This is a genomic window from Pseudoalteromonas aurantia 208 (assembly GCF_014858725.1).
GTDB lineage: Bacteria > Pseudomonadota > Gammaproteobacteria > Enterobacterales > Alteromonadaceae > Pseudoalteromonas > Pseudoalteromonas aurantia.
Genome location: NZ_AQGV01000012.1, coordinates 1,490,112 through 1,512,745, shown reverse-complemented (window position 1 = coordinate 1,512,745; position 22,634 = coordinate 1,490,112). Strand labels below are relative to the sequence as shown.

The following is a 22,634-nucleotide window of genomic DNA, read 5'->3' as shown; positions in this document are numbered from 1 at the left end:
AATAAAGAATTATCTTTTTATTTCAATGTATTAGGTGTTTTTTGTGAGGTTTCATACACACATCCGGCACAGGGAAACCTTGAAAAATCCGGACATCTTGTTTAATATTTATTTTTATTGAACGTTCAATTAATAAAAATCATGCCTAAAGTCGGAATGGAACCTGTACGCCGTCAGCAGCTAATTGACGCAACCATAGAGTCAGTTGGTGAGCTTGGTTTACAAGGAACTACTATCAATAGTATTAGTAAAAAAGCAGGGTTATCTTCTGGGATTATTAGCCATTACTTTGGTGGTAAACAGGGATTAATTGAAGCTACAGTGCGTCATTTATTGTCTAGTTTGAAAGAGTCATTAATTTCTCAGGTCGCAGATAATACGACGCCAGAACAAAGACTGATGTATATCATTGAAGCAAATTTTGCGTTAGTACAACAGCGCAAAGATACGACACGCACTTGGTTAAGCTTTTGGGCGCAGTCAATGCACGATCCTGAATTACATCGCTTGCAAAATGTTAATAGCAAGCGTTTGTATAGCAATTTAGCCTGCTCATTTAAACGTATTATGCAAATAGATGATGCTAAACAAGCAGCAGAACTAAGTGCCGCTATGATTGACGGCTTATGGCTACGGGCTGTCCTTAGTCAATCAGATACAGATCAATTTAAACACAGTGAATTGCTTGCCAAGCAATATGTAAATTCACTCATTCAGCAGTATGGAGCGTAATATGACACCGCCTGTAACTCCCCCTATTTATCAGAATTTTATCCATGGACGTTATCTTGCAAACCAGTCAGGCGAACGCTTTGACGTAATTAACCCAGCGACTGATGACGTTATTTATCAAGTAGAAGTGGCTGATCATGCTATCCAAAAAGCAGCGATAGAAAGTGCCAAAGCAGGGTTTGAAATTTGGTCTGCAATGACAGCCATAGAACGCAGCCGAATTTTGCTTAAAGCCGTTGAATTATTACGAGCACGAAATGATGAGTTAGCTAGAATTGAGGTACTCGATACCGGTAAACCGTGGCAGGAAGCTGAGTGTGTTGATGTGCAAACTGGTGCTGATGTGATTGAGTATTTTGCGGGATTAGCACCTGCACAAGTCGGTCAGCAGCAAATGGTGGGTGATGACTTTTATTATACTCGCAAGGAACCGCTTGGCATTTGTGCTGGTATTGGTGCATGGAATTATCCTTTACAAATTGCATGCTGGAAAGCTGGCCCTGCGTTGGCGGCGGGTAACGTTCTGTTATTTAAGCCGTCTGAAGAAACGCCTTTAGGGGCATTAAAACTTGCTGAGATCTTTATTGAAGCGGGCGTGCCTGAGGGGGTATTTAATGTTGTGCAAGGTGCTGCTGAAGTTGGACAATGGCTGACAGCACATCCTGATATCGAGAAAGTGTCGTTCACAGGAGAAGTTGGCACAGGAAAGAAAGTCATGGCGAGCGCAGCGAACACGTTAAAAGATGTCACCATGGAATTGGGCGGAAAATCGCCACTGCTCGTATTTGATGATGCAAATGTCACCGAAGCGGTTAGCGCTGCTATGTTGGGGAATTTCTATACTCAAGGTGAAGTCTGTACTAATTGCACCCGTGTCTTTGTACAACGCGGTGTGTATGACAAATTTATTGAAGAATTAAAAACGCGAACTGAACAAAATATTGTGGCAGGTGATCCTCTAGACCCCAATGTGAACTTAGGCGCATTGATCTCCAAAGTGCATCAACAGCTTGTTCTAGATTACATCAATTTGGGTATTAAAGAAGGGGCTAAATTATTGACTGGGGGCGAAGCGCTTTCTCCTGCATCAGCACCGAATGGTTACTTTGTTGCCCCAACGGTTTTTGTAGATTGCCAAGACGATATGACTATCGTCAAAGAAGAGATTTTTGGACCCGTTATGAGCATTTTAGTGTTTGATGAGGAAGCTGAAGTCATTAAACGCGCAAATAACACGCACTTAGGACTAGCTGCTGGCGTATTTACTCAGGATATTCAGCGTGCACATCGTGTTATTCATAAACTACAAGCGGGGATCTGCTGGATAAACGCGTATGGAAATTCACCCGCTGAAATGCCTGTGGGAGGTTATAAGCACTCAGGTATCGGCAGAGAAAACGGCATTGAAACTCTGGATCATTATACTCAGACGAAGTCTGTGTACGTTGGTATGAATAACATTGATAGCCCATTTTAATGAGACATCCAATGAAGCAAGAGTTTGATTATATTATTGTTGGAGCTGGTTCGGCGGGTTGTGTGCTAGCGAACCGTTTAAGTGAATGCGGTCAATATGATGTTTTGTTACTGGAAACAGGTGGTAGTGACAAAAGTATTTTTATTCAAATGCCAACGGCTTTGTCTATTCCTATGAATTCAGATAAATACGCGTGGCAGTTTCATACTGAGGCTGAGCCGTATCTAGATAACCGAAAAATGCATTGTCCACGTGGCAAGGTGTTAGGTGGGTCGTCTTCTATTAACGGCATGGTGTATGTTCGAGGACATGCGAGAGACTTTGACGAGTGGCAGCAACACGGCGCACAAGGTTGGGATTATCAGGCCTGTTTACCGTATTTTAAAAAAGCAGAGTCTTGGTATTTAGGTGATAACGCATACCGCGGAAATCAAGGACCAGTTGGTGTTAATAACGGCAATGAAATGGAAAACCCATTATATCGCGTCTTTATTGAAGCCGGTCAGCAAGCTGGTTACGCCAAAACAGATGATTATAACGGTGCGCAACAGGAAGGGTTTGGGCCAATGCATATGACGGTGAAAAATGGCCGCCGTTGTTCTGCAAGCCGCGCTTATTTAGATCCGGTAAAAGCACGCAATAATTTGACTATTGTGACAGGCGCAATAGCGCAACGGATTGTGTTGGAGAATAAACAGGCTAAAGGGGTGGCTTATAAAGTAGGCGGCCGCTTGCTTCATGCGAGTGCGCGTAAGGAAGTTGTGCTCAGTGCAGGGCCTATCGGATCACCACATTTATTACAGTTATCGGGTGTTGGCGACCAAGCGGTTTTAGAAAAAGCCGGTATAGAGGTAAAACATCATTTACCGGGGGTGGGACAAAACCTACAAGATCACTTAGAGTTTTATTTTCAATACAAATGCAAGCAGCCGATCACCCTAAATGGCAAACTAGGGCTTGTTTCTAAAGGGTTGATTGGTGCAAGGTGGATGTTGAATAAAAGTGGTTTAGGGGCAACAAATCATTTTGAATCATGTGCCTTTATTCGCTCAAAGCCTGGCGTCGAGTGGCCAGATATTCAATACCATTTTTTACCAGCGGCCATCCGCTATGACGGAAAAAGTGCTTTTGCAGGTCATGGGTTTCAAGTGCATGTTGGGCACAATAAACCCAAAAGTCGAGGCTCGGTAACCGTTACGTCAAATAACCCAGATGACGCGCCAAAAATTCAGTTTAATTATTTGGCTCATCAAGCCGATATCGAAGGATTTCGGGCATGTGTGAGGTTGACGCGTGAAATTATTGAGCAAAGCGCATTTGATGATTATCGAGATGGAGAAATTCAGCCAGGCAAGCATGTACAGACAGATGAACAAATAGATCAATTTGTGCGCCAAGCTGTTGAAAGTGCTTATCACCCGTCATGTTCATGTAAAATGGGGGAAGATGGCATGGCTGTGGTTGACTCACAAACCAAAGTGCATGGTATTGATGGTTTACGTGTAGTGGACTCTTCTATTTTTCCTACCATCCCCAATGGCAATTTGAATGCCCCCACCATGATGCTAGCAGAGAAAGCAGCAGACCATATTTTAGGTAAAGTGCTTTTGAAAGCCGATGACACAGAAGTCATTGTCGGCGAGCAATGGCACACAGTACAACGTAGTTCGGAGCTTTAAAATATACAGATAGTTAGTTTGCCAAAACGCTTAGGATAACTTAGTTCTAGGCGTGTCTTGCAGTGGCGTACAGGGTAAATAGGTTACTCGTGGTTAATTGAATTAAGTTCAATAACATTAAGTATTGATGCAAGAAAACAATAACGGAGAAACAATGAGTTACTTTTACTTGTTTTGGGAGGGTGACAATGACCTTATGGCTTAGCGCTGGTATCATTTTCACCCTTTTAGCAATTGTAGTGATTTTGTTTAAATGGGGTAATTTGCAGTGTGTGGGTGTTACCCCTGTAAAAACCTTTACTTTTATCGCTATCTTATTTACATCTGGGTTAGATGTCGGTTTGATAATGTTTCCACTTACTGAGTTTGCGGGTTACGCAGACATAAAAGCAAGCCCAGAATATGCGTTTGCAAATCCACTGGCCATCGAGTTTGGGTTTTGGGGGTTTTTAATCTGGGGGTTTTATTTCCTTACCTGTTTTTATTTCTGCGTAATAGAGCCGAAGGTGAAGTTTTTCGAAATACCTTGGGTGAAGTTGCTTAACAATATTATTATTATTGGTACATGTGCGTTTACTGCTTATTTGTTGCTTTCTAATTTACCTTGGTACCTCCCCAACCTGGGGGATGGTAGTACCATAATTCCAAGCTTTTACTTGGTGGTATTTGCAGCCATTTGCTTCGCGGTGTACTCCAGTACGAGTTTAAAATATGTGCGCTTTTTAAGCATTACAACAACGTGGATGTTTATCGCATTAATTGCTTTTATGTGGAGCGCGACGTTTATATTTGGCGATAGTTCCGTGTCGAGCTTTACCAATAAATTAGGGCTCATAGGTGAATACTTTACTAATTTAAATCACTTTATATTGCCACTCAATGACTATCATGAGTTTTATTTATTTTGGTGGTTTGCATGGAGTATTATGATTGGCCAATTTACATCTCGTTTTGTGGGGGGGCTGAAGACTTATCAGGTACTTGCTGCGATGTTGGTGTTCCCATCAATTCCCATTGCGCTTTGGTTTGGGGTACTTTATCACTATCACGAAGCAGGTATTTCTACTGAAGGTATTAAAAACTTCGCGATGGTGTTTGTGGGTATTGTGTTCGTGATTAACTCTCTCGATTCATTGATCCGTTTATACACAGACAACCTGAATTTGACGGTAAAACGCTTAGGCATGCGCAATTACATGCTATTCAATATTGCCGCTTTATCATTGCTCACATTACTCTTTAAACTTGAGTTTATTCAAATCCAATGGGTTGGTGCTTTAGTCATTGGGCTATTCTTATCGTGTGCACTGTATATTGGTTACAACAAATTCAAAACAGTGAGCAATATTGACAGCTCACCGAAAGATAACACAATTGATTTCAGTAAAATAGAAACAGCTGGCTAAGGAACTTATTATGACAACGACAAAACATTTACTTTTTACGGCGCTGGCGCTTGCTTCTACCAATGCAATGGCTGACTGGTCAACGACAGTCACTGGCGCATCAGATTATACGTTTAATGGTGTGAGCCAAACACAAGACGATCCTGCTATTCAGGGGAGCTTAGACTATGGCTTTGATAGCGGTGTATATGCTGGTTCTTGGGCGTCAAATGTTGACTTTGCTGATGATACTAATCTTGAGTGGGATTTTTATGTTGGTAAATTCATTACATTGAACGAAAGCTGGAGCATGGACTATGGTATTGCATATTATAGCTATCATGGTGATACCAACTCTAGTGATGGTAACTACCCAGAAGTATATAGTAAGTTCGGCTTTACTAACGAATTAGGTCAAACAGAATTTAATTTTTGGTATAGCTGGGATTACTTTGGTACAGGGGCTGGGCATACAATTGCAATGATCGCACACAGTGTTGAAGTGGCAGAAGGCCATACACTACGCGCCAGTTTTGATGTATCAAACTCGCTTGATGGTGATAAGTATATGTGGGACGCAGGTGATAAGTCATACTATCACTATCGTTTAGCTTATCAGACGAGTGTTGAAGGATTTAACTTAGAATTAGCAGCAGAAAATACCAGCCTGGATTACAACACCGCAGATGAGCGTATAGTATTTTCGGTATCTCGTACGTTCTCGTTATAAGTTATATTCGTAAACATATTATTTTGTGACTTATAAACAAAGCCAAGCATCATTTGCTTGGCTTTGTTATTTGAAGGGCCAGAGTGTTAGTTTTAGGTGAGACGGGCTATAATGTTTGGCTACTTTTTAGATAAGCATATATTGCTTACAGGGCTATTAGATGAATACTAAACTATACAAATCTGTACTTTCCATTACTGATCACTTAATGGGGGCGGCTCAAGAGCAAAATCAAGGCACGTTCGATAGGTATTATGCTGAGTTAAAGCAGCTGTGTGAACACAATGAAAATTCAGATAAAGACCACCCAGTACAATGGGAGACGTTGGCTGATTTTACAGATGATTTAGCATTGGCTGTGACAATATATGAACATGCGTTGACAAAAGCTGAAGCCCTTAATTCAAAAGACTTTTGTTCTTCTATTGGCTATTCAATAGGGGCTTTAAAAGCTGAATTAGGTGACCACACTGGGGCGATTGCGCATTTAGAAAAGGCAAAAATAAGCAGCAATAAGATCATTGATAAGCAATTAAAATCAGAAATTCACGATTTGCTTGAAGAACTGAAAAGTAAATAGTGTTTTTATCAATGGTTTATGAAAACACGGTGGATTGACGAAGAGGACCCGTACGAGAGGTGCTTTTTTTGTTCGTATTGATTGATGAATTTTGTGCCGCTGTAATTTAAGTCTAAGTTAACCTCAGCTCTGGATAAGCGAATTTGCCCAATAAAGCTATTTTTCTCACTCTCGGCGTTGCTTTCATTTGTAATAGCCCGCTATTACTACATAAAAGCGCCTTGATATTGAATAAAGTATTATCATTGGATTGTACGTAAGTTTGTTTACAAAATATTTCCTATTCCAAAATCCTTATCCAAACCTGAGGTTAAATAGGCAAAAAGTTAAAATGACATTTGGTATAATTAAAAATACGTTGTGTCATTTTAATTATCGCTTTTAATGTAAAGTGTTCTGGCTTTACGCGTAATTCCTACTATTTAGAACTTTTTGTTTCTATGGGTAATCTCATCCGCGTAAAAGTATCATAACTGTTGTTTATTAAGTTTGTATCAAGCCATTCAGGTAGAATTCTTTATTTTCTTAACCTATTTATTAACTGATTGGTGGGCTGATGAGGTTATTTATTCGGTAGGCGACACATAAAAGTTACTTAACAATTGCTATGAATTCAGTATTATTCATGTTAATTGTTGTGGGAAGGTAAGAAAAATTAATGAATTGGCTGTATAGCTTTGCAATTACGGTGCTTTTTTGTGCAGAATCACTTGCGATATCGGCAGATCAAACATTACATCGCTTAAATCGAGATATTGCAGCGTCTACTTTTTCAGGCGTTGTGTATGCAGTCAATGGTGATGAGATTGTTTTTAACGCGTCTTATGGTTTGGCAAATACAGAGACAAAAACGGCATTTAATGCACAAACTGTCCTTGATATTGGGTCTATCACAAAGCAGTTTACCGTGGCTGCTGTACTGAAGCTTGCAGAGCAAAACAAGTTGTCACTTAAAGATTCTCTTGCTAAGTACTTCGTAAATATTCCTATCGAGATGCAGACAATCACATTACATCAATTAATGACGCATTCTGCTGGATTTGACTATAATGCGGGGCCTGTGTATGAGTTAATTAATAAGCACGATTTTAGAAAGCGCGTATTTAATACCCCATTGTTATTTAAGCCTGGTTCGCAATATGCTCACTCGAATGTGGGGTTTGGGTTGTTAACGCAAGTAATAGAGAAGGTAAGTGGGCAGGGGTATGAGCAATTTATTCACAGTAATATATTATTGCCTGCGGGCCTTAAAGAGACTGGTTATAGGTTAATTAGCCGTGAAGAAACCGATTTAGCAGTTCATTATGAAAATAAGCCTAACCTCTTTGAGCGAATATTTTCAATGACGCCTAAGCGTGATGCCATAGGACATTCATTAGTACATTTTTATGAAAGTTTGGGGCAACGGTGGAATATAGAAGGCTCTACGGGGTACTTATCGACAGTACAAGATATGTCTGCTTGGTATCAGGCGATACGAGATAAAAAGGTACTCACTGAACAGTCGTGGGATCTGATATTCACGGAACACGTTGGGAATGGCTCTGTGACTAATACGCAGCATGGCTATGGCTGGTCCATGGGGGAAACAAAGGAGGGCCGGAGTTATTTTTATCATCAGGGAAGGTACCGAGGCGCTTTATCAAAAATAAACTATTACCCTGATATTGACCTATTTGTTTTTATTATGACGAACTGTCGAGATGATTACCCATATGAAATGATTGAAAAACTGACGTATACAATACAGAAAAAAACGTTGCAACTATCTGCATTATAAAAAATAGAGGACGTATTATGACTATTTCACTTCGACCGATTGATATTCATAATTATGAAGCGGTATGTGATTTAGATGTTGCTGATACACAGCAAAATTATGTTGCATGCAATATGTGGTCATTAGTTGAGGCACAATTTAATCAAGGATATACAACACGTGCTATTTACCGTAATGAAGAGGTTGTTGGTTTTTTTATGTGGGTAGCACAAACAGGGCATAGTGTGTCGATATGGCGATTTATGATTGACCTCAAATTTCAACAACAAGGCATTGGCAGAGAGGCGCTGTCTCTTGCATTAGAACAAATTAAATCATTGACAGATGTAAAGCAGATTGAAATCTGTTATATGCCAAGTAACCCAGTTGCAAAAGCGTTTTATAGCTCATTCGGGTTTCAAGAGGTCGGTATGGATGATGAAGGAGAAGACATGTTAGCGGTGATTGAATTGTCTCAGTAATTTTGCGCGAAGTGTTGTGGTGTTATTTTTTGTGCCCGAGAAGTGTATGTTTATTGTGGCGTTTTTAGTAGGGTAAATTGAGTTTTTTGCGTTTGGCAATATGCTCTTAAAGTGGCTTCACTTACCTTTTAACTTAAAAGTAAGTTAGAATGTGTCCACTAAATTTAAGCATTCAAAAAGCATATGCCGAGGCTTAATGATAGGTTGGTCGCCTAAGCATGTGTTAGCAAGTAAAAATACTGAGGTAAAATGGCTGTTTTAGAGATCCTTAAAGCTCCTAACGAGAAGCTAAAAATTCCCGCAACGCCTGTCACAGATATCAGTTCTGTACAGCAACTCATTGATGACATGTTAGATACGATGTACGCAACAGATGATGGTATAGGCTTAGCGTCTACGCAAGTTGGTCGTAAAGAGGCCATTATTGTGATTGATATTTCCGAAGAAAGGGATGCGCCATTGATCTTGATTAATCCTGAAGTGGTTGACGGTGAAAACGTTGAAAAAGGTCAAGAAGGCTGTTTATCTGTGCCTGGTTACTACGCCGACGTAGAACGTTTTACTCAAGTTAAAGTGAGTGGATTAGACAGAGAAGGCAATGTTGTTAATATTGAGAATGATGATTTCTTAGCCATCGTTTTGCAACACGAAATTGATCACTTGAAAGGCAAGCTCTTTATTGATTATTTGTCTCCTTTAAAACAGAAAATGGCATTAAAAAAAGTAAAAAAAGCAGTGAGCCAAAGTGCTTAATACTGTAATTTAGATAGAGTGGCTCTTTGCGAGTCACGCTGTCTTGTTATTCTAGTGAAATAACGACCATGCGATTACTTTGTTGTTGGCATTCATCATATCCCTTTTTTCTTCAGCCCGTATACTCAAAGCTTTCTTTAAGCTATTTCTCGTGCAATAAGCATGATATCAATACATCAGTTGTGATAGCGTTAATGTGATTCGCAGAGGTTGGTCATTGCGAGTAAATCTCAAAGGTATATCAATGAATGAGCTTACTAGGAGGTGTTTTTCCCAATATGAAAAATGCCCGCTGGTTGCTATAAGCGTATGACATAAGATTGAAAAAATCTCTAATTATTGTTGTTGAAATGACTTTACCTAAACTTATATTGAGGTTTTAAACTCTAACTAAATAATTCAAAAAATAAAGGAAATGCAGTGGAGCGAGGAAACGTATTATCTCAATTATTACGGTTTACACCCTTAGTGTGGGTGATGTTGTTGGGGAATTTCTTTGTGCGTGCCACCTATTATATGGTGTGGCCTTTTTTATCCGTATTGCTATACCAAAAATACAATTTGAGTGCCACAGAGGTTGGGCTATTGTTGAGTATATCAGCAGTGTTTTCAGTGTTATTAGGTTTTTATACCGGTAATCTAGCCGATCGCTATGGGCGTTTTAAGTTGCTTTATGCCTCAGTATTAGTTGGCATATTTTCATTTATAGCATTGGCATTTGTTGAGTCGCTATGGGCATTCTGTATGGCGGTATTTTTTGCAACTATGCCGCGCGCGTTATGGGATGCACCCAGTAAAGCATTATTGAGTGATGAGCTAAAGGAGGATGGAGATAGAGAGTTGGCACTGCATATGTTGTACTTTTTAGTGAATGTAGGTGCTGCAATCGGACCTCTTTATGGCTTGTGGGCGGGTTTAAATGGTGAGCAATTTAGTTTTATTTATACCGCTGTATCTTATATTGGTTTGTTGGTGGCATTATTGGTAATGCATCGTGGTCATTCTGTTTATAACGCAGGCGTTGCGACGACATTACCCAATTTCTCCAGCTGGCTAGGTATCCTTAAAAAGGATACGGTGTTTTTGTTAGTACTTGCTGCAAACCTGCTTATTTACTTTGTATTTGCACAAGGCGACTCTAGTCTTATTCAGTATTTGGCGAGGGCTGAAGTCCCTGAGCTAGCGACACTTGTTTCTATGCTGATAGTGGTTAATTCGTCTGTTATTGTGTTATGTCAATTCCCATTACTGCACCTGATGCGCCACTGGTCGATTCAAAAGAGGTTGTATTGTGGTGGAGGGATCCTTGCTTTATCGCAAGTGATGATGGCGCTTAACCCTGTTGATTATTTTAGTGGCTGGATTGTGTGCGTATTAGTATGGAGTTTAAGTGAAGCTGTTATGTTTTCAAATATTAATGTACATATTGATAGACTTGCACCAGAACACCTTAAATCGAGCTATTTTGGCGCAGCCGGTTTATGCTCTTTAGGATTCGCATTGGCACCATTGTTGGGGGGAATTGTGCTTGATATTGCCAGTGGACCGGTATTATTTATAGTGACGACGGCGATAAGTGTTGTGGCTTTGATGATATATCGCGTGGCAGAGCGCACTCCTCGAGACGAGACTTTATTAGGGGTAAGTAACCTCAGATCTGGATAAGCGAATTTGCCCAATAAAGCTATTTTTCTCACTCTCGGCGTTGCTTTCATTTGTAATAGCCCGCTATTACTGCATAAAAGCGCCTTGATATTGAAGAAAATACCCTCATTGGATTGTACGTAAGTTTGTTTTCAAAACATTTTCTATTCCAAAACCCTTATCCAAACCTGAGGTTAAGTAGTTAATTGGTGTATGGGCACGTACTACTTTTATAGAACATGCCCATCCTACTTCAAGAGTGTATTTGTGTTACGCTTTCTTTTACCTTTCTAAAAGGGACCCACTCTAAATATGACCCACATCTCCATAGCCATTCACATGGTCCATATTGGAAGTAATGCAACCAAATTGCGCTTATGCCAATTTGTACCATAAACACCACAGACGCAATGATAAAACAAAGCATGGGGCTAAGCGTTTGATATAGTGATGCACCTAAGCTGGTAAAAAGTAACAAGCCAATAAAACTTTGTAATAAATAGTTACTCAGTGCTGTACGACCGACATAGGAAAAGGGCATAAGGAATTTTTGTGCAATATGTTTGTGCCATAGCCATGCTATGCCCCATAGGTAGCATATGCCCAATGTAACATCACTTAAAAACATCATTTTGAACCACAGTGGGCGTAATAGTTCATTGCGATATAATTGGGTCTCAGGCAATAGCCAAAGAAAGATAACTTTATATATCAAGCCTATGATAGCAATGAAAATAGCCATATTTTTATAATGAAGCGTCCACTCCTTACTTGCGAAAGTTAATCTTGCTTTGCCAGCAGCGATACCTAACAAAAACATTGAAAGGGCAATGGGCCCTAAGTAAAAAAGTAGCATAGGTAAGTTAGCCACATACTCATGCCAGTGCAAAGTGATAATTTGCAAATAATTACCGTGACGCAAAGTATCGATAATTCCCTGTTCAGTATATGCCAATAATTGTTTGTCTAGTTGCATCGGAAGTGCTTGGAGTACTACATGGGTGAGTTGATCATAAAAGGGGAAAAGCAACAATACGCCACTGATACACACTAAGATTTTGCATGAAGCATGAATGAACACTAAACACAGTAAACCCAGGATGGCATACAGATGTACGACATCACCAGACCACAGAAAACTAATATGCGCTAAACCAAACATAAATAATATGCTCATTCGGCGAGTAAAAAAAGCAATGTAAGGTTGTTTAAGTTGTCGTTTCTTTTGCATTTGAGAGGCAATACCAAAGCCAAACAGAAATGAAAAAATGGGGAAGAATTTATTGTAGAAAAACAATTGTAATAGTCGGTTTACGGTGTCATTGAGCGGGTCTTGAAATTGTACTGAGAACGCATCTTGATTGATAAATAAACAATGCATAATTGTTATATTAACAAAGAAAATACCAAAAATTGCAAACCCCCTAAAAATATCGAGTAGTGGCAGCCTAGGTACTTGTTGAAGAGTCATACTGTTGATTCTTATTGTTATTATTTACTTAAACATGATGCCATTTTGTACTTTTAATTACCACATTTATAGCACGTAAATACAGTGCTTATTTTTATGATGTAATTGCACATAATAAAGCAATGAGTCGCCGAAAGTAGTGTGGGGCATAGGTTGGTTTAAGGGAATAGATCTTGCGGATCTGCTAATAATAATTATACTGTGTTTATATACAGTATTTTGGTGGTTGCTTATGAATGACCTTATTGATTTATTACAGCGTCAGCAATTGGTATGGCATGGAGACGAACAAATTGGCAATATTGAACGTGTTAGCTCTGGGAACGATGAACTTGATGAAGCCTTACAAGGGGGGTTGCCCAAATATGGTGTTGTTGATATTCAAGCGCAGCAAGGCATTGGAGAGTTGCGTTTATTATTGCCATATCTAGTGCAGCAGAGAAAGTTGACTATTTTTATTAACCCTCCGGGATATATAAATGGCCATGGGTTGTTTCACTTAGGCTTTGAGACTGCTTTGTTATTGAGTTTATCAGTTGATAATGAGATTGATGCGCTATGGGCGGCTGAGCAGTGCTTGAAAAGTGCGGAATGTAGCAGTGTGTTACTTTGGCAAAATAGACTCGCGATACATCATATAAAGCGTTTACAGCTAGCAGCAGAACGAGGGCAAGCATCACTATTTTTAATGCGCAGTGCAGAGGGGGTTAACCTGTCTTTGCCTGTGTCTTTATGTTTAAAATTACAAGCTCATGAGCGTGGCCTTGCTATTACTATAAAAAAGCAAAAAGGAAGATGGGATAAAACACACTTTATACTCGATATTTCCAGTTATTGGCCTGCGTTATATCGACCGACAATAGAGAGAAAAGTCGTTTCGTTGGCACAGCATCGCCGCAGGTTAATAACATGACTTTGTGGGTATATTTACACTTTAATAGTTTGCAATTAGATAGTTTATTTTGTGAACAAGCGCATCAACCTATCATTATTGTGGAGGGGAAAGACAATAGAGTTGTACAAGCGTGTACCAAGGCACAAACAGCGGGTATCACCATTGGGCAAGGTCTTGGGGCTGCGGCATCATTGTGTCAGAATTTACAGGTACAGCCCTATAATAAAGAGCTTGAACAAGAAAAATTAAAAGAAATTGCCCATAGCTTATACACGCTGACGAGTGATATCTGCTTTTTTGCGGATGCAGGTTTATTACTGAGGGTTAGTAATATGTTGAGCCTGTATCAGGGGCTGCACGCTTACTGGCAATCTATAAGTACTTTATTAAACCGTTTGGGATTTAATTATTGTTATGCCTGTGGCTATTCACCTTTAGCTGCTAGGTTGTTGGCAAGAAACGGCATGAATAAAATCACGGATGATCATGTACTACTCTTACGTGCAGTGAGAGCTCATGCGTTACATGAAAGTGACTTACCGCATAACATGAGCGAGCAACTAACTCGAGTAGGAGTACACACCTTAGATGCGCTTTTATCTATTCCAATGGTGCAATTAGCAAAGCGTTTTGACGCCGAGTTAGTGCATTATGTGGGTCGTTTACTTGGACATTTTAAGCATCCAGTGAATTTTTATCAGCCGCCCGAGCGATTTTCGCGTGAGTTAGAATTGCTTTTCGAACTAGAGAATATAAGTTGGTTAAGTAAACCGCTTAATAAATTATTACTCCAGCTGGAAGATTTTTTATCGAGCCGTAATAAGATTGCGTATCAAATTAATATCACATTACAGCAAAGAGACTGTGAGGCGTTAGTGGTAACCGTACAGTCCAAAGAGGGAGAATATAAAGCGACGAAGTGGTTAGCACTGAGTGAGCTTGCGATGTCAAATGTTCAGCTTGATGCCCCTATACAGGGGCTAAGTTTACAGGCTAAGCGTATTACAGCTTATGAAAATACCCATGGTGATTTATTTTCAAAACAGCAAAAAGGAGGCTCTCGCACTGCCTTGCTTTCTATATTGCAAGCTAAGTTAGGCGAGCATGCGATACATACAATGCAAGTGCATGCTGATCACCGGCCGGAGAAAGCAAATAGTTCGGTTACTCTGGGTGCTGAGACACCTGATTTGATACGTGATGCGAGTTTTATACGGCCAACAATTATGCTGCCCTTTCCTGAGATCTTATCTGAAAAAGTAATTATACAGCAAGGGCCTGAACGTATTTCAACGGGGTGGTGGGATGCACAACCTATTATTCGAGATTATTTTATAGCGAGAGATCCTAGTGGGCGATGGTTATGGGTATTTAGAGATCCAACGCAGCAATGGTTTGTGCATGGCGTGTTTCACTAATGCGGTACGCTGAATTATTTTGTCAGAGTAACTTTTCATTTTTGCAAGGCGCTTCACATCCTGAAGAGTTGGTAAAACAAGCTGACTTTTTGAAGTATGATGCCCTTGCTATTTGTGATGAGTGCTCAGTTGCAGGTGTCGTACGAGCCCATACAGCAGTAAAGAAATATGGGTTAGGTGTTAAACTGATCATTGGTAGCTTATTACGTTATCAAGACTTAGAACTGGTGGTTATTTGCCCAAATCGTACAGCATACGCAGAATTATGCCGAGTCATCAGCAATGCGCGTAAGCGCAGCAAAAAAGGGCAATATGAATTGGCTTTATGGGATGTGATGTCAATAAAGCATGGGTTTATTTTATGGCTACCAAGTTTATCTGAGCGGGACAATTATTGGGCATCGTGGTTACAGCAATATCATGCTAACCGTTTATGGATTGGCGTACAGCGACACTTACAAAATAATGATGCGGCTTACTTAGCACATTGTGAGTCACTCAGTGCACAGTTTTCATTGCCGATAAGTGCATGCGGTGGGGTGCTCATGCATAGCGCTACTCGACAGCGCTTACAACATGTTCTCCATGCGATTAGATTGGGTACCTCGGTTGAAAAAGTCGGTAGTACTTTGTTATGTAACGCTGAGCGCTCTTTAAGAAGCATTAATAAGTTAAGTAAGTTGTTTAAAAAAGCATGGGTGGACAATTCGGTTGTGATAGCAAAGCGCTGTGAGTTTAATTTAGACTCGTTGCGTTATGAATATCCAAGTGAGTTAGTACCTCGCTCTCACACTGCTATGAGTTATTTACGTGCATTAGTTGAACAAGGGAAACAGAGGCGCTTCCCCAATGGGGTACCCGATCATATTATAGGGATTATACATAAAGAATTAGCGTTAATAGAGGAGCTTGATTACGCGTATTTTTTTTTGACGATACACGATGTGGTGATGTTTGCTAAACAGCAAGGCATTTTATATCAAGGACGCGGTTCAGCGGCTAATTCGGTCGTATGCTATTGCTTAGAAATTACTTCAGTGGATCCTCAGCAGATTTCGGTATTATTTGAACGTTTTATTAGTAAAGAGCGCAATGAACCGCCGGATATTGATGTTGACTTTGAACATCAACGCCGAGAAGAGGTGATCCAATATATTTATAAAAAATATGGCCGAGAACGAGCTGCTTTAGCTGCGACAGTCGTGAGCTATCGGTTTAAAAGTGCGGTGCGGGATGTGGGTAAAGCACTGGGTATTGATGCCACTCAACTTGAGTATTTTATAAAGAATATAAATCGTCGTGACAAATCACAACACTGGCAGGCACAAATTGTTGAACTTGGGCTCGCCCCTCACTCTTTTTTGGGGCAACTATTCATTGAGCTTGTGGATGAAATTATGGGATTTCCAAGGCATTTATCGCAGCATGTAGGTGGCTTTGTGATTTCTGCTGGACCTTTGTATGAATTGGTGCCCGTCGAAAATGCCAGTATGACAGAGCGCAGTGTTATTCAATGGGATAAAGACGATTTAGAAAGTTTGGCGTTACTTAAAGTAGATATACTTGCTTTGGGCATGCTCACCGCGATTCGAAAAGCATTTCAAAAAATAGAATTACATTTAGGTCATCGTTGGCAAATAGCCGATATAACACGTTTGCAAGAGGATGCGCAGGTATATGGCATGTTACAAAATGCAGATACGGTAGGCGTCTTTCAAATTGAATCGCGTGCACAAATGAGCATGCTACCGCGTTTAAAACCTGCTTGCTATTACGATTTAGTGATTCAAATTGCGATTGTACGCCCAGGCCCAATTCAAGGAGATATGGTACATCCATTTTTAAAACGTCGTAATGGTGAAGAAGAAATTAGTTACCCCTCGGAAGCCGTTAAAGATGTGTTGTCTCGTACTATGGGTGTACCGATATTTCAAGAGCAAGTGATTAAACTCGCAATGGTGGCTGCTGGCTTTAGTGGCGGAGAGGCGGACCAATTACGTCGAGCAATGGCTGCATGGAAAAAGTCAGGTGAATTAATGCAGTTTAAAAATAAGCTGATAAACGGTATGCAAGAACGAGGGTATACTCAAGCATATGCAGAACAAATATTTTCGCAAATTTGTGGGTTTGGAGAGTATGGTTTTCCAGAAAGCCATTCAGCCTCTTTTGCGGTTTTGGCGTATGTATCGGCATGGCTAAAGTATTATTATCCTGCTTTTTTTTATTGTGCATTATTAAATAGTTTACCTATGGGTTTTTATAGTGCGTCACAGCTATGTCAAGATGCTGAGCGTCATAATGTAACAATATGGCCGGTGTGCGTGAATCAGTCGGATTATGATCATAAAGTATGTGAAACAGATAACGGTTTTGTCATTCGCTTAGGACTTAGATTAATTAAAGGACTTAAAGCAAGCATTGCAAAAACGGTGGTGACTGAACGGCCTGAGCAAGGATATAAAACTGTGGAAGCACTATTTGAGGTGGTATGTGAACACCGTACAATGTCGCATTTGGCCTCAGCCAATGCATTACATACTTTTACCAATGGGCGATACAGTGCCCGATGGGCAATAATGGATAGAGAGTCAACCCTACCATTATTTAGAACGCCAGAATTAGTTGTGGAACAAATACAAAAGAAGAATGTAGCTCCAGTAGGAGAAGCCGAAGAGATTGCCACGACGATTGAAGATTATAAATCAACAGGATTGAGTTTAAATAAGCACCCGATCACCCTATTAGACGAGGCAGGAAAGTTAGCGCACTTTACGCGCGCTCAGCACCTTATGAACTTACAGCATAAATCTTGGGTAACGGTTGTCGGGGTTGTGACGGGAAAGCAATCACCGGGGACCGCAAAAGGAGTGACTTTTTTCACGTTAGAAGATGATACGGGAAATATTAATGTTGTTGTATGGTCAGGTACTGCAAGAGCACAAAAGCAAGCATATTTAAACGCAAAAATACTAGAAGTAAAAGGGATTATAGAAAAAGAAGAGAAAGTAATTCATGTGATAGCAGGGCGCTTGACTAACTTAAGCGACCTGCTAACAATGTAATGGAGGGCTCAATGACTAGAGTGTATGTGTGTAAGTTGCTGTAATAGCAATTATAGTTATTTTTGATGCATTATGTTGAGAAGGTATACAGAATTACTTGAAAGGATATGTATGGAACATGTGAGTGATAGTGAATATAAAAATGCGGTATTAGCATTACTGAATTCAGAGCCAGATGCGGGGTTAATGGCACCATATATTTCAGTGTTAGTTGAGTACCTTGCCACTACTACGGGGATCAGCGCACATTTTGATATGAATGAGTGGAATGATGCTACCACCGATCAAGGTGTCGCAATATCACCCGTACAGGCTGCGAAGTGCTTACAGGAAACGTTACGCAGTCAAAAATTTATGCAAGGGGTACATTCAGCAATAAAAGATAAAGCTGCTCAGAGTGATGAAACGATTCAAGTGCTTTATGCTGGGACTGGGCCATATGCAACATTATTACTGCCTTTACTATCGGTGTTAGAATACACACAGGTTAAGGCAACACTAATAGATATTCACCCAGAAAATGTAGCAGCGGTAAAAGCGCTGATCACGCATTTTGGTGTTGAAGATAATATTATTGACATAGTGTGCGCTGATGCGACTCAATGGCAAGCCTCAGAAAATAGGTTATTCGACATCATTATTTCAGAAACAATGACCGCATTATTAAAACGAGAACCCCAAGTTTTTATTTTTGCACATTTATCTCAGTATTTAAAACCTTCAGGTGTACTTATACCAGAAGAAGTATCACTTAAGTCATGGCTAGTAGATGACATTAATCCGGATGTTTTATTGGGTGAGTTTTTTAAGTTAGATCTGGAGCATGCGCTAGATATTTATAAAGGTGATCGCAGTGCGTTTTCTGGTTCTCAACTTATTCCTGAGGGGTTTGAAACAGGATATCGATTTAAGTTAACTACAGATATTAAGGTATATGGAACACATTATTTAACTGAAAATGAGTGTAGTCTCAATATTCCGCTGACCTTTTTACCACACAAAGCGATACTTAAAGGAGGTGATAAAATTCACTATGACTATGTGACTCCCAATAGTGCCGATTTCGTATTCCGGTTTCCTTTAAAGGTAATACCCACATCAGAGCAAGAACTATCTAGTTGGGACGTTACAACAAGTAATGGCATAAAATTGGTCAAAAGAATATATGAACGCTCACAAACAGGGAAGCATGGCGGGGGACTTAGTGTGCCAGACAATGAGTGGCAGGCTCAACTGAGATTAGTAGAATTGCTGGATTTGCCATTACATAGTGTGATGCAAGCATTATTCGAATATGAATCGTTTCCATTATTTGAACAGTGGTTAATTGAGCACTATGAAGGGTTAGAAAATCCCGTTGCAGTTAATACAATGAATGACGCACTGATGGATTGCCTATTATCAAAAAGTGAGAATACGCCAGTATAGAGCTTGTATTACTTAGCCTATGGTGACTGAATGAGTATGTGATCATAGGTTATTTATTCTTGCTTATAAATAGCCTATTTCTCACCTTCACACCACTTAACGCAATTCTTTCGTATTTTATTTCATGGCTGCTAGTGTAAGTTATACTAAATCATTTTAGGCACTTTAGTTATGCATCAAAATAATAGAAATCATACTCGGTTGTTGAGTGCTTTATTGTCATTCGCCTTTTTACTTTATAGCTTTTTAAGTCACGCTGAAACGGAATTGGCTGATATGATCTTGCCCATGAAAGCACGTGCACAATGGATTGATAATAATACTCAGGAACGGGTAAAAGTACTTTTACCTCAATTGATGAAAGACACAAATATTGATATGTGGATATTAATCAGCAGGGAATATAATGAAGACCCCGTATTAAAAACCTTGCTCCCTGCCACGTGGTTATCAGCGAGAAGAACAACAGTGTTGCTTTTCGCACGCAATAAACATGGTCAAGTGGATGCATTGGCTATTGCACCATACAATGTGGGTGACGTGTTTCAACGGGCTTGGAATAAGGCAGAACAACCCGATCAATGGAAAGCTTTGGCTGAGGTAATAGAAAAATATAAACCAAATAGCATCGCGCTGAATACCTCCGAGCATTGGGCACATGCTGATGGGCTGGTTGTCACTGATAAAGAGCTGCTTGTTGCCCATTTACCAAAAGGCTATCAAAAGAAACTGGTATCAGCTGAACCGCTAGCTGTGGCTTGGTTGGAACAACGTACTAAAAATGAAATATTCCAGTATAGTCAGATTGTTAAAATTGCCCATGCAATCATTGCGGAAGGTTTTTCAAGTAAGGTAATAAAAGCCGGGGAAACAACGACAGATGACCTGACATGGTGGTACCGAGAAAGAGTACGAGAATTAAAGCTCACCACGTGGTTTCACCCAAGTGTGTCAATTCAAAGAGCTGGTGTGGAGGCTTTTGATCATGAGGCGAGCTTTACCAATGCCAATGGTGAAAATGTGATCCAACCGGGAGACCTATTACATTTAGATTTTGGTATAACATATTTGCGTTTAAATACAGACACGCAGCAGCACGCTTACGTACTTAAAAAAGGAGAGTTGCAAGCACCAGATTATTTACAGAATGCGCTCGCCAAAGGTAATTTATTGCAAGATATTTTGACAGAGCAATTTGTGGTCGGGCGTACTGGTAATATGATTTTGAAGCGAGCTCGTGAGTTTGCTATAGCTCAAAAATTAAAGCCGACCATCTACACGCACCCAATTGGTTTTCATGGTCATGGCGCGGGCACGACAATAGGTATGTGGGATGCTCAGCAAGGGGTTGTTGGCGATGGTGATTATCCTTTACATCTCAATACGGCTTATTCGATAGAGCTTAACAACGCAGTCTATCTACCACAATGGAGCAAAGAGATCCGCATTATGTTGGAAGAAGATGCGATTTTTACCAGTGAGGGTGTGCAATACTTAAATGGACGACAAACACAATTATTTTTGGTAGAAAGTGCTTCAAAATAACGACATGGAATGGGGCAAAAAAGGATGTTTCTATACATTTTATGTCATGTCGATTTTATTCAATACGGGATAATTAGGTACGCGTTACATTATGGTTTTAATCATAAGGAACGCCACATGATAGCAATTAACTATTATAAATTAGCACCAAATGCGGTTGAAATATTGTTAGAACAAGAGGCATATTTGAAAACCGCATTTGGCGATTCTAAATCTCTAAATTTGTTACTATGGGATTTAATCAAAATGCGTGTGTCACAAATTAATCAGTGTGCTTATTGTATTGATATGCATAGTAAGAGCGCTATCTCTAATGGGGAGTCAATAGAGCGGTTATTTGCATTGAGTGCATGGCAAGCATCATCACTTTTCTCAGAAAAAGAGCAAGCCATATTGAAATGGGCCGAGTTAATCACGGCCAATCAGGATATCGACGGTATTGAATTGGTCAATTTACAGCGACATTTGGACAAACGCGCGATTTGTGATTTGACCTTCGCAATTAATGCAATTAATAGCTGGAATCGAATCGCCAGAGTGTTTAAACCCGAAATATAATGGGTAGAAAGTAATGAAAATGTTGCTGCAACAGAGGGATGGTTTCGATTTACGCATCTATTTCCCTCAAGGTAAGTTGACGAAATACGTGCAGGGTATTTGGGTTGCAAATTATGATAGCAGCAACATATTGTTGCGGCACTTAAAAGCCAATGCATCTAATTCAATTGTGTATTGCTTATCAGGCAGTGTATTACTGGGTGGTGAGGAGAGATCAGCAGGCGTGTACTTATGCCCAACGGCATCACAAGCGCAAAAAATCGCGTTTTATCCAAATACACAGGTTGTGGGCATATGCTTTCAACCTGGAGGGATGGCGCAATTATCTCCACTGGCACAACCAAATGAAATTACCCCAGCGCAGAGCACTGAGTCTGAAAAGCATGATACGTGGGATGCGTTATTACGCCTTTCATGCTATAGCCAAAACCCGCAGGCGCTGCTCACTCTTTTGTATCGGAAGTTACTCCCGTTATGTGAGTTAGCGCAAGGGTTTGATCCCGTACTGATAAAAGCACTGTCTCGCTGTAAACAGCCGCTATTATTACAAAATATTGTAAGAGAATTACCTATTGGTCAACGACAGCTTGCCCGATTGTTTAAACAATCGCTTGGGATCACGGCTAAACAATATCAACGTATTACTAGGGTTAATAACACAATCGATTATTTAAAAAAGGCGCCAAAATGTAGCTTAACACAGTTGGCTTATGATTTTGGTTACTCAGATCAAGCGCATATGACACGTGAATTTAAATACTTTACTCACCATACTCCCAGTTATTATTGCCAGGAAATGGCGTAGGCCTTTTGTGAAAAGGGCAATAACACCCGAAATATCATTAAGATATTACATGTCACTGTAATGCTCTGTAATTGCTGATACTGGTTAATACCACTAACCTATTTGCATTAAACTAAGAGTTGCTAATTATAAGTGAGTGATGAGAATGAGAGTTCACAAAGGACATGTAAGCCATAAAATTCAAGAAAGTAAACAGCAATTGCGGTCTTACTTTGTCAGTGAGAAAGGGCA

General features: G+C 40.0%; 18 protein-coding genes. 17 read left to right on the top strand and 1 reads right to left on the bottom strand.

What is annotated here, in order from left to right:
- Window positions 1–156: 156 nt before the first annotated feature.
- From betI to PAUR_RS10245, 10 genes are all read left to right on the top strand, one after another.
- Complete coding sequence (gene betI / locus PAUR_RS10290) at window positions 157–732, top strand: transcriptional regulator BetI (protein WP_192508553.1); 576 nt, start codon at window positions 157–159, stop codon at window positions 730–732.
- 1 nt (window position 733) lies between these two features.
- Window positions 734–2,209 carry a betaine-aldehyde dehydrogenase gene (gene betB, locus PAUR_RS10285; protein ID WP_192507672.1) on the top strand — a complete coding sequence of 492 codons (1,476 nt, stop codon included), beginning with the start codon at window positions 734–736 and terminating at the stop codon, window positions 2,207–2,209.
- Between the two features lie 11 nt (window positions 2,210–2,220).
- A complete protein-coding gene (gene betA / locus PAUR_RS10280) occupies window positions 2,221–3,888 on the top strand; it encodes a choline dehydrogenase (RefSeq protein WP_192507671.1) in 1,668 nt (555 codons plus the stop codon).
- Window positions 3,889–4,076: 188 nt separating this feature from the next.
- Entirely contained in the window at window positions 4,077–5,294 is a 1,218-nt protein-coding gene (locus PAUR_RS10275; RefSeq protein WP_192507670.1) for a BCCT family transporter, read from the top strand.
- Window positions 5,295–5,304: 10 nt separating this feature from the next.
- The gene (locus tag PAUR_RS10270; RefSeq protein WP_192507669.1) at window positions 5,305–6,003 is read left to right on the top strand and encodes a TorF family putative porin; all 699 of its coding nucleotides are present in this window, start codon (window positions 5,305–5,307) and stop codon (window positions 6,001–6,003) included.
- A gap of 160 nt (window positions 6,004–6,163) precedes the next feature.
- Complete coding sequence (locus PAUR_RS10265; protein WP_192507668.1) at window positions 6,164–6,583, top strand: tetratricopeptide repeat protein; 420 nt, start codon at window positions 6,164–6,166, stop codon at window positions 6,581–6,583.
- Between the two features lie 658 nt (window positions 6,584–7,241).
- Window positions 7,242–8,363 carry a serine hydrolase domain-containing protein gene (locus PAUR_RS10260; protein WP_192507667.1) on the top strand — a complete coding sequence of 374 codons (1,122 nt, stop codon included), beginning with the start codon at window positions 7,242–7,244 and terminating at the stop codon, window positions 8,361–8,363.
- Window positions 8,364–8,380: 17 nt separating this feature from the next.
- Complete coding sequence (locus PAUR_RS10255; protein ID WP_192507666.1) at window positions 8,381–8,824, top strand: GNAT family N-acetyltransferase; 444 nt, start codon at window positions 8,381–8,383, stop codon at window positions 8,822–8,824.
- 249 nt (window positions 8,825–9,073) lie between these two features.
- Window positions 9,074–9,577 (top strand): peptide deformylase, encoded by a 504-nt coding sequence (gene def / locus PAUR_RS10250; RefSeq protein WP_192507665.1) that lies wholly within the window; start codon window positions 9,074–9,076, stop codon window positions 9,575–9,577.
- A 420-nt stretch (window positions 9,578–9,997) separates the two neighbouring features.
- Entirely contained in the window at window positions 9,998–11,242 is a 1,245-nt protein-coding gene (locus tag PAUR_RS10245; RefSeq protein WP_192507664.1) for an MDR family MFS transporter, read from the top strand.
- A 232-nt stretch (window positions 11,243–11,474) separates the two neighbouring features.
- On the opposite strand, the gene PAUR_RS10240 is transcribed toward PAUR_RS10245, so the two are convergent.
- Window positions 11,475–12,692: a DUF418 domain-containing protein gene (locus PAUR_RS10240; RefSeq protein WP_192507663.1), complete on the bottom strand. Its 1,218-nt coding sequence runs from the start codon at window positions 12,690–12,692 to the stop codon at window positions 11,475–11,477.
- 232 nt (window positions 12,693–12,924) lie between these two features.
- Here PAUR_RS10240 and imuA point away from each other — a divergent pair, with 232 nt between their 5' ends.
- The 7 genes from imuA to PAUR_RS10205 all read left to right on the top strand — a co-directional run bounded on the left by imuA (window position 12,925) and on the right by PAUR_RS10205 (window position 22,403).
- A complete protein-coding gene (gene imuA / locus PAUR_RS10235; RefSeq protein WP_192507662.1) occupies window positions 12,925–13,605 on the top strand; it encodes a translesion DNA synthesis-associated protein ImuA in 681 nt (226 codons plus the stop codon).
- Entirely contained in the window at window positions 13,602–15,005 is a 1,404-nt protein-coding gene (locus PAUR_RS10230) for a Y-family DNA polymerase (protein WP_192507661.1), read from the top strand. The genes imuA and PAUR_RS10230 overlap by 4 nt, the downstream gene beginning before the upstream one ends.
- Window positions 15,005–18,067, top strand: a complete 3,063-nt coding sequence (locus tag PAUR_RS10225) for an error-prone DNA polymerase (protein ID WP_192507660.1) — start codon at window positions 15,005–15,007, stop codon at window positions 18,065–18,067. Before PAUR_RS10230 ends, PAUR_RS10225 begins: the two co-directional genes overlap by 1 nt.
- 111 nt (window positions 18,068–18,178) lie before the next feature.
- Entirely contained in the window at window positions 18,179–19,495 is a 1,317-nt protein-coding gene (locus tag PAUR_RS10220; RefSeq protein WP_192507659.1) for a methyltransferase domain-containing protein, read from the top strand.
- A 171-nt stretch (window positions 19,496–19,666) separates the two neighbouring features.
- The gene (locus tag PAUR_RS10215; protein ID WP_192507658.1) at window positions 19,667–21,040 is read left to right on the top strand and encodes a M24 family metallopeptidase; all 1,374 of its coding nucleotides are present in this window, start codon (window positions 19,667–19,669) and stop codon (window positions 21,038–21,040) included.
- 117 nt (window positions 21,041–21,157) lie between these two features.
- Window positions 21,158–21,598 carry a carboxymuconolactone decarboxylase family protein gene (locus tag PAUR_RS10210; RefSeq protein ID WP_192507657.1) on the top strand — a complete coding sequence of 147 codons (441 nt, stop codon included), beginning with the start codon at window positions 21,158–21,160 and terminating at the stop codon, window positions 21,596–21,598.
- Between the two features lie 13 nt (window positions 21,599–21,611).
- Window positions 21,612–22,403, top strand: a complete 792-nt coding sequence (locus tag PAUR_RS10205; protein WP_192507656.1) for a helix-turn-helix domain-containing protein — start codon at window positions 21,612–21,614, stop codon at window positions 22,401–22,403.
- Window positions 22,404–22,634: the final 231 nt, after the last annotated feature.

Coding starts and splice junctions, on each gene's coding strand:
- betB (WP_192507672.1), top strand. CDS start 734: ATGACACCGCCTGTAACTCCCCCTATTTATCAGAATTTTATCCATGGA.
- betA (WP_192507671.1), top strand. CDS start 2,221: ATGAAGCAAGAGTTTGATTATATTATTGTTGGAGCTGGTTCGGCGGGT.
- PAUR_RS10275 (WP_192507670.1), top strand. CDS start 4,077: ATGACCTTATGGCTTAGCGCTGGTATCATTTTCACCCTTTTAGCAATT.
- PAUR_RS10225 (WP_192507660.1), top strand. CDS start 15,005: ATGCGGTACGCTGAATTATTTTGTCAGAGTAACTTTTCATTTTTGCAA.
- PAUR_RS10210 (WP_192507657.1), top strand. CDS start 21,158: ATGATAGCAATTAACTATTATAAATTAGCACCAAATGCGGTTGAAATA.
- PAUR_RS10205 (WP_192507656.1), top strand. CDS start 21,612: ATGAAAATGTTGCTGCAACAGAGGGATGGTTTCGATTTACGCATCTAT.
- PAUR_RS10270 (WP_192507669.1), top strand. CDS start 5,305: ATGACAACGACAAAACATTTACTTTTTACGGCGCTGGCGCTTGCTTCT.
- PAUR_RS10215 (WP_192507658.1), top strand. CDS start 19,667: ATGCATCAAAATAATAGAAATCATACTCGGTTGTTGAGTGCTTTATTG.
- def (WP_192507665.1), top strand. CDS start 9,074: ATGGCTGTTTTAGAGATCCTTAAAGCTCCTAACGAGAAGCTAAAAATT.
- imuA (WP_192507662.1), top strand. CDS start 12,925: ATGAATGACCTTATTGATTTATTACAGCGTCAGCAATTGGTATGGCAT.
- PAUR_RS10220 (WP_192507659.1), top strand. CDS start 18,179: ATGGAACATGTGAGTGATAGTGAATATAAAAATGCGGTATTAGCATTA.
- PAUR_RS10260 (WP_192507667.1), top strand. CDS start 7,242: ATGAATTGGCTGTATAGCTTTGCAATTACGGTGCTTTTTTGTGCAGAA.
- PAUR_RS10240 (WP_192507663.1), bottom strand. CDS start 12,692: ATGACTCTTCAACAAGTACCTAGGCTGCCACTACTCGATATTTTTAGG.
- betI (WP_192508553.1), top strand. CDS start 157: ATGGAACCTGTACGCCGTCAGCAGCTAATTGACGCAACCATAGAGTCA.
- PAUR_RS10265 (WP_192507668.1), top strand. CDS start 6,164: ATGAATACTAAACTATACAAATCTGTACTTTCCATTACTGATCACTTA.
- PAUR_RS10230 (WP_192507661.1), top strand. CDS start 13,602: ATGACTTTGTGGGTATATTTACACTTTAATAGTTTGCAATTAGATAGT.
- PAUR_RS10255 (WP_192507666.1), top strand. CDS start 8,381: ATGACTATTTCACTTCGACCGATTGATATTCATAATTATGAAGCGGTA.